This is a genomic window from Neobacillus sp. KR4-4 (genome assembly GCF_042136325.1).
Taxonomy (GTDB): Bacteria; Bacillota; Bacilli; order Bacillales; family Cytobacillaceae; genus Neobacillus.
In genome coordinates this window covers 1-8295 of the sequence record NZ_JBHHJU010000053.1, presented here as the reverse complement: position 1 = coordinate 8295, position 8295 = coordinate 1, and the positions used below count along the sequence as shown (strand labels likewise).

At 35.5% G+C, this 8295-nt stretch carries 7 protein-coding genes, 1 rRNA gene and 1 riboswitch; of the genes, 3 read left to right on the top strand and 5 right to left on the bottom strand.

Annotated elements, in window-relative coordinates:
- Nucleotides 1–806: 806 nt before the first annotated feature.
- The 3 genes from ACE198_RS27525 to yhfH all read right to left on the bottom strand — a co-directional run bounded on the left by ACE198_RS27525 (nt 807) and on the right by yhfH (nt 2920).
- Nucleotides 807–1130, bottom strand: a complete 324-nt coding sequence (locus tag ACE198_RS27525; protein WP_375377753.1) for a hypothetical protein — start codon at nt 1128–1130, stop codon at nt 807–809.
- A 589-nt stretch (nt 1131–1719) separates the two neighbouring features.
- Entirely contained in the window at nt 1720–2550 is an 831-nt protein-coding gene (locus ACE198_RS27520) for a hypothetical protein (RefSeq protein ID WP_375377752.1), read from the bottom strand.
- Nucleotides 2551–2785: 235 nt separating this feature from the next.
- Entirely contained in the window at nt 2786–2920 is a 135-nt protein-coding gene (gene yhfH / locus ACE198_RS27515; protein WP_098576542.1) for a protein YhfH, read from the bottom strand.
- Between the two features lie 182 nt (nt 2921–3102).
- Between yhfH and ACE198_RS27510 the strand changes: the two genes are divergently transcribed.
- A complete protein-coding gene (locus ACE198_RS27510; protein WP_375377751.1) occupies nt 3103–4107 on the top strand; it encodes a DUF3231 family protein in 1005 nt (334 codons plus the stop codon).
- Nucleotides 4108–4261: 154 nt separating this feature from the next.
- On the opposite strand, the gene ACE198_RS27505 is transcribed toward ACE198_RS27510, so the two are convergent.
- Together ACE198_RS27505 and ACE198_RS27500 are read right to left on the bottom strand one after the other, a co-directional pair.
- The gene (locus ACE198_RS27505) at nt 4262–4831 is read right to left on the bottom strand and encodes a dihydrofolate reductase family protein (RefSeq protein WP_375377750.1); all 570 of its coding nucleotides are present in this window, start codon (nt 4829–4831) and stop codon (nt 4262–4264) included.
- Nucleotides 4832–5085: 254 nt separating this feature from the next.
- A riboswitch (cyclic di-GMP riboswitch) is annotated at nt 5086–5167 on the top strand.
- Between the two features lie 275 nt (nt 5168–5442).
- Complete coding sequence (locus tag ACE198_RS27500) at nt 5443–6024, bottom strand: DUF6241 domain-containing protein (protein WP_375377749.1); 582 nt, start codon at nt 6022–6024, stop codon at nt 5443–5445.
- Between the two features lie 342 nt (nt 6025–6366).
- Here ACE198_RS27500 and ACE198_RS27495 point away from each other — a divergent pair, with 342 nt between their 5' ends.
- On the top strand, nt 6367–7770 hold the full coding sequence (locus ACE198_RS27495) for an Ig-like domain-containing protein (RefSeq protein WP_375377748.1): 1404 nt from the start codon (nt 6367–6369) through the stop codon (nt 7768–7770).
- A 435-nt stretch (nt 7771–8205) separates the two neighbouring features.
- Nucleotides 8206–8295: ribosomal RNA gene (locus ACE198_RS27490) — 16S ribosomal RNA — on the top strand; the annotation flags it as partial.

Sequence of the window (8295 nt, the reverse complement as noted above, 5' to 3'; positions counted from 1 at the left end):
TAGTTAAATAAGACAAAACCTTCCAATCATCAGTTAGTGGAAGGTTATTTGGCATGCATAATTTTAGTATATCATGACTAAATTTTATTTTTTATTGAAAAATATTGACAAACTATTAGCTGGTTTACTTTAAGTATATATTTTCACAAACTAAACCTTGTTATTTTACTCTAAAGTATTTCTTTAAACCGAGTCTTGATTTTTAATAATCGATTTTTCCATTAAATACTGAAACCCATAAATAATAATTGCTAATGACACACATATAAAATACCATATAGTATGATTCAACTTCTTAAATTTAAAGACTCCTACCTTTTCCCATAATTGTGCAAAAGGATATGCGCAAACGGCATCTATTACTATATTTGTAATTAAATATTTCAGAAAATTGCCATATGTTAGTTTAAATACCCATAGTGTGGTTACAAAATAGAGACCTAATATATAGGTAAAATCCACAAAACCGGGAGATAAAGGATTTTTATTTACCCACCATTTTTTCTTATTAGCAATTACACTTAACACACTTAAGAATAAATTAACAAAACTTGCTACAGGTAAAAACCTGAAAAGTGATTTCTTCCTATAAAAGGAACAGTTATCCAAGGAATGATTAACATCGCTAAAGCGTATGTTTTTTTATTAGCCACATAAATCAACTTCCATCTAATATGTATTTTATATCATTCCTATAACTAAATCTTTTTATTATTTGTTCCCTGTTGAACTATACCAATCATATCCACGCTTAAATTTTTTTGTAATGTATCAATTTTAATGGATCATTTTTTCTTGGCCAGATCTTAATCCTTCAGAATCGGGATCCATCTCCTACTATATACCATTCCATCAATGATCATTAAGGTTCTACCGTCTTCAGTAAATCCACTATGACGGTTCAAATATTCGACGGGAATGATTTCTCCTGTTTTTTCATCGTAAAAAACAGTGAAGGCATCACTGGTCAAAGAATCTCCATTTAAATCTTTATCAACGTTTGGTATGGATTCACGGAAATTAATATTGGTATCTATTTCAAACTTGCCCTCTTCATTAGCAAAAAGACATTGTAAACCCTCCGCTCTTCTTTTTTTCGTATTTTTTTCATTTTTTCTGGAGTTATCCAAAACTTAATATATTCAAAGACAATCTTAGTTTGGTCTTGCTACAATTAAATATATTCCTTCTTAAAGTAGCCTGCTTCGTTAGTTAAATAAGGATAAAAAAGAGCGACTTCTCAGCCACTCTTAATTAACCTTTTTTTGAACTTTGTTTATTATTTTTATAAATATAATCGATCCTGTTCATTGTCCTATATCCTAAAATACCAAGGATTATTGTATATATCGTTGTTAAAATTAAGCCAAGTATAGCAATCCAAAATAACGATGTTATCTTCCTTCTTTTGTTAAGCACAACAGATTACCTCCACGAATTAATCGTTATTATCTTGCACCTAATAAGAGAGATTATTACAAGATCAACAATTGATAAGAACGACCACTCAAGTCATTCATTCTAATTTTAATTAAACTCAAGCACCCGTTAGCCAAATAAGAAACAATTATAATACGTGTAGATCTTCAATTGTAAAAGACAAGATATTATCATTTTGGTCTATTATGGCTCACAGGATAATGTTAAATCGCTTTGTTTATTATCAATCCATAACAGCATTACCGTTGTTCAAGTAATGCCCCCGTACGTAATCAATCTTTATGTATTCCTTTTAACCCAACTGATAGCAATAAAGTAACCGATGATAGGTGATATTCCATATCCCATGATTGGTAATGGGAAATTCCCAAATAAAGTTACAATCATCGTCATTAAGAAATAAACTCCTAACGTTAAGGATATGATATTTCTTTTACCGTAAAAAAAGAATGGGCTTAATAATAATAGTAAAGACAAAATACCTATAACGAACCAGACCATGCCAAGGTCTGCCACTAAAAAGATAATATCTTCTACATAAGGAACTGGTGCTAAATCGTCGAGAAAAACCCACGACAGGATAACAAAGGCGACAGAAAGAATAAGACTTACAAACTTTATATTCCATTGACAAATCTTTTTCCACAAAATAATAGTCGTTGCACATGCAAATGCGGTTAATTGACCTGCATCTGGATGAAATAACAATATAATTAAGGTGATAAAGTAAAATCCTATTGAATAGATTTCATGGTGGTTTAATGTTAATTTCCATAGCTGAATAATTAATAGTGGCAAAATAATACTTGCTATATATACATTAATGGGTCCAAAAGTTAACCAGCGATGGATCCCGTCGGAACCGTTAAAAAAGAAGGGAAAAACTAATAAAGCTATTATTACAACGGTTGGAAGAAAATTGCCTTTACTTAATCTTTTTTCCTTATTACGCATTAAATAAATAGAACCCAAAAAAGTTCCCAATAACCAGATTAGTATGTTTTGAATCCAAATGCTTGGTGACACACCAGTTGAAACCATAGCAAAAGTTCCTATTAGGATGGCAGGTAACATAAACAAATAAGATAAGGTATTTTTAAAAAAATTCATGTGAAAATCTCCTTTAATTCATCCACAAAAATTTTAACACAAAAATCATCAACATTTTTGATTTCGTTAAATCTACCTGTCACTTTAGTTCAACAAGAAAAGCTGCCGGATCATTAAGTAATACACCCGGTAGTTTGGGTGAAAGTGTTCACAATATAACAGTCTTTTTGGGAGTTCTCTCTCGCTTATAAGAAAATAAAAAACCCCCAGCAATATGCTGGAGGGTTAACAAACTTTACTTTTCTTTTTTGGATAAACATTGTTCACAATCCATCATGTAACTTTCTGCTTGCTCTTGCATATGCTTCCCGCATTCTGTGCATTCCTTCTTTGGCAAATTGCGAAAAAATTCAACTGGACTCATTAACATTGTAAATCCCCCTTTATTAATACAGTTATTAAATGTTTCTGTTGTTATAATACAGTATAAATAAAAAAAAGAAAATTGTACAGTCCTTTTTTAGTTAAATCATCATTTCTATTAAATGTTTTGGTTTGGTTAATTTTCATAACTCCTTTTGAATCAGTAAATAATAACAAGGAGGTGATAATATGGAACAGGACAAGATTAAACTGACATCTTCCGAAATAGGAACGCTATGGGGCGAGTATGTAAATGGTACAATGACAGATGTAGTAAATAGATATATGTTCACTATTATTGAAGATGAATCAATAAAGAATACTTTTGAGGATGCTATCAAGACTTTCGAAAAACAGAAGACAGCCATAAAAGGCTTTTTAGAAAAAGAAGGATTTCCCGTTCCCATTGGATTTACTGAATCGGATCTGAATGAAGGAGCAGGGAGACTTTATTCTGATATCTATTGTTTGAATTATTTACATATTATGACATTGCACGGATTGTTAGGGCATACCACTGCATTTAGTGTTTCTGTAAGAAAAGAACTTAGAGATTTTTACGATCGTTGTAATAACGATGCAAAAAGATTGTATCATAATACAATTGATTTATTACTTGAAAAAGGGGATTTTCAAAGAGATCCTTTCTTTTATCCTACAGAGGAACCTGAATTTATTTCTAGCACAGATTTTTCAGACGGGCTTTTCGGAAAAGAAAGACGATTATCTGCAATAGAAATGATAAGTATTTCATTAAACATTAAGAAAAGCATTATGGCTAAAACACTTGGTATTGGATTTAGTCAAGTGGCTCAAACAAAGGAATTAAGGAATTTTTTCACGTATGCTGTGGAAGTGGCTAATAAACGTATAAAAACCTTGTCTAAAATCCTGCAAGCAGATAATTTACCAGTTCCAAAATCGTGGGAAACAGAGGTAACGACATCAACAGTCTCTCCTTTTTCTGATAAATTAATGTTGTATCATGTAGGCTTCTTCTTCCAAGCAGCACAAAACTATTACGGGGCAGGGTTAGCCTCTTCTATGCGAACAGACCTTGTTACAACTTACGAAAGCTTTATCCTTGGCAATCTAACGGGCACCAAGAAATGGTTTAATCTTATGGTAGAGAATAAATGGTTAGAACAGCCGCCACTAGCCCCTAATAGAGCTGAGATTGCAAAGCAAAAATAACGAATGTCCCTCCACTTGTAGGAGGGACATTCGTTATTTTATTGATCTGCTTTGTTGGTCAATAAGAAAGGGATCGCAGTAGCCATCCCATTTTTAACAAAGTCTATGTTAATATATATGACTGTCTTACCCTTTAGAGGAAAACCTTGTGCGGCTATTTCTCTACCCCATATCGGGTCGCGATAATGCCCGAATTGAGCGTTCGGCTGGACAGCAGCTTGAGCCTGATTTTCTCACTGCCTCCGTCGAATACCGATTTCCCGCCGCCCAGGACAATCGGACAAATGGTAAGAAGGAATTCGTCGATCAGGCCGAACTCCAGCAGCGTCTTCGCCGCTCCTGGGCTGCCGAAGATAACAAGATCTTTGCCAGGCTGTTCCTTGAGTACCTTGATTTCCTCTACGATATTGTCCTTGATCAGCATCGTATTGTTCCAATCCACTTTGTCCATCGTCCCGGAAATGACGATCTTCTTCACATCCTGCAGCCATTTGGCGTGCTCCAGATCATGCCTCGACGCATTCGGAGTGTCCAGCACCGTAGGCCAGTAGCTCTCCATCATCCGATACGTCGTGCGTCCATAAACGGGAGCTCCGACTTCGGCTACAATCCCCTCGGCGTATTTCTCTAATTCCTCGTCGTACGGAATCCAATCGAGTCCTCCGTTAGAATCCGACGCGTACCCGTCCAGCGACACATGCATGAACAATACGAGTTTTCTCATGTCCGTATATCCTCCGATTTCGAATTTATTTTGTTCGATTTTTTTGGCCGTTGGCCTGTGTTTCATCCTGCATTTTTGTTCATTATAAATCATTCCATTTCGGAATGCTCAAGTGGGATTTTTTTGAAGACAACACTTATGGTATTTGATCCGTGAAGAGATTAACATTTCTAATAATTTTGTCGATTGCAGTCGAAATGTTAGTCTTCTGAAAATACTATTAGAGTGCTAATATTAAATTAGATAATTATTCCACCTGTGAAAGGCAAACCTCTTGAAAAGTAGAGATGCTAAGTCACTGATCAAAGATGGAACTATGATGGCTGGACAGCCTGATTTATCATTCAGAAGGAGTGGTTCTATTTGAGTTTTAAATTCATTCTGTGTCTCTTTCGCAGACGACATAAGTACAGTTATTACACTAGTAAATGCATCAGATGTGGTAAACCAAGTAAGAATATCTATTAATAAAGGACCCTGTGGTTCTTTTTTTGTTGAAAAGGAGCAAGTTTTTTAGGTAGGAGAGGGGAATTAACTCCCCATTTAATATCTACTTAGTCTACCAAAAGATAAACCGGTAGGAATAAGAGGCAAAATAACAGCCCCCATTATTATTGGGAGCTTGCTTCACTTACAAGATCTTCTTCTTTAAAGTTATTCCGGATGAACGTTTCTTCTTCTGACTGGCTCATGATTCCATAAGCTTTGCCGACTGTCCCACCTTGGTAGGTCCAGAAATAGTTGTGGTCATCATCTATTTCAGAAAAAATGCCCTTTTTCCAATTACCTAAAATGGCTAGTAAATCAGCTTTTTGCGCGAATTCACTGTTCTCCACAATGGTATAAACTTGGTTAATCGTATCGGGAATCATCGGAATGGCCCCCCATTTTTCTTTTGCTTTCACTTTTTGATGTGTCATTTTGTGCATCACATCGATCACCGCTTCTTGTGAACTACTGTCATCAATCCCAATATCATATTGAACTCCGCCAATTTTAGCTGTCTGCTGCTTGTCTGCTTTCTTTTTCTCCTTTTCCTTCTCTTTTTTGACATTATCTTGAACAGCTTTCGCTTCTACTTTCTCTTGTTTTTTTTCAGATGCGGCCTTATTGTCGCTGAAATTAAATCCTCCGTATTTTACGCCTATTAAAACTGCTAAAATAATCCCAATTATGATAGATGCTTTTGTCACTTCATTCCCCCCTGTTAGTAATGGATAGTTTTAACTTAACAAAAAATTCAGAATTATTCTAGTTAATTTACATAACATAATCCCTTCAAAGAAGACAGCTATCGACATTATTACTAGAATTGGATTTACTAGATTAGTTATTATGGGGTTAAGAAGAGTTCTCTATTCCTGTCCGAGTTGGTCTTTCTGCTATGAAAGTATTGTGTGATTATATTATTTTACGGTACCGGTGTTTATTTTTTTGTAGAAAAATGCCTATCGAATCTAATGGTCTCGACAGGAAGTATGTAGTAGTATAGGTATAGCTTAGTGTTCTTTATAATGAATTACCGGAGGGATTTTGTGCGTAATAAAGGGTTCTTATCGTTGGTTGCCGTCGGGTTATTAGCATCAAGTTGGTCTATTGGTACTGTTAAGGCAGAAGGAAACGAGTATGATTTTTCAAAGAAATTCATTGAACGTCAGGTTGAAAAGCCACTTCAAAAAGGTATCATTGATTCTCATGCGTTAAATCAACTTCAAAAGGAAGTAAAAGGTTCTCCATCATATTCAGCAAAAAGTTTTCATAAAATGGGAGCTGCGAGTAGGAGTAGTGTCTCTAGTAGTGAAGACTTTTTGTTTGAAACGGAGCCTAACGATGAATTTAATTATGCTGATGCGACTTCCTATGAAAAACCAATGATTGGTCAATTACTTCCATTGTATGATCTAGATTTTCATAAAGTAGTTGTGCCTAGGGATGGAATACTATTAGTAGCTGGCGGTGCTAACTCAAGTGCGATTGATCTAGGATTCGCTGCAGTGCAAAAGGATTTTGTTGAGAATGATAAATTAGTATATTTAGGCTCTGAAGTTGATGAGGAAGGGTATGAGTACCAGGCGTATCAAGCTAAAGGTGGTACATACTATGTGGGTGTTCTAGACCAAGATAACGACCAATATGACGATAATACGGAAGAAGATTTATATGCAATTGTAACTGGATTTGTGGACAACGTTGCGCCCAATAAGCCGGGTGTAAACAAGGTTGATAACAACGATACATCTGTAACTGGAAAAGCAGAGCCTGGATCTACCATTACCGTTAAAAGTGGTAATGCAGTACTAGCAACTGCCAAGACAGCGTCTAATGGTGCTTTCTCAGCAAAGATCGCTGTTCAAAAAGCGGGCACAAAGTTAGCCATCACGGCTAAAGATAGCGCCGGGAATGTTAGTGCAAGTGTAACCGTGACGGTTGCGGATGTTGTTGCCCCAAGCAAACCAGTTGTGAAAAAGGTTGATAATAATGACAAAGTCGTAACTGGAAAAGCAGAGGCCGGCTCTACCGTTACGGTTAAAAACGGAAGCAAAGTATTAGGAACGGCGAAAGCAGCATCTAATGGAGCGTTTTCTGTTAAGATCGCTGTTCAAAAAGCAGGGGCGAAATTAACCGTTAGTGCTAAAGATCGTGCGGGGAATGTAAGTTCAAGTGCTTCGGTAACTGTTGCAGATGTAATTCCACCGAAAAAGCCAACTGTTTATAAAGTAGATGATAATGATAAAAAAGTAAAAGGGAAAGCTGAAGCGAACTCAAGAGTCACCGTGAAAGTAGGAAGTAAAACCCTTGGCTCAGCTAAAGCTGACTCAAAAGGAAACTACTCAGTAAAAATCAAAGCACAGAAAAAAGGCACAAAACTTGCTGTAACTGCAAAGGATAAGGCAGGTAATAAGAGTGCAAAGAGAACGATTGTAGTTGTAAAACATTAAATCTAATCAATGAGCCAAGGGTTAATTCCTTGGCTTTTTGTATTTTACTCTCATTATTAGGAAAGGGGGTGATAGTCATGAAATTCTAAGAGAAGATCTGAAGGAAATTATATGAATATTTTTCCTAGAATAATGTTGACCATAAATCAGTAGAAAAATTAAAACTGCTTGTTGCAAAATGTAAATGAAGGTGTTATTATAATAAAGTTGCTTTTAACGGAAGGCTTACTAGTTAAAAGTGATAGCGAAGAAAGTTAAAAATTATATTGACATAATGATAGAGAGTTGATATAATAACAAATGTCGCTTCTGACATACAAAATTGTTCTTTGAAAACTAAACAAACAAAATCGTGCAAAACAAACAATATTAATCATGTTTCTTCTATTAATATAGTAAGAACATGAGCCAACGTAACAAATGAGCTAATCAACTTTCTTGGAGAGTTTGATCCTGGCTCAGGACGAACGCTGGCGGCGTGCCTAATACATGCAAGTCGAGCGAGACTCTTCGGAGTCTAGCGGC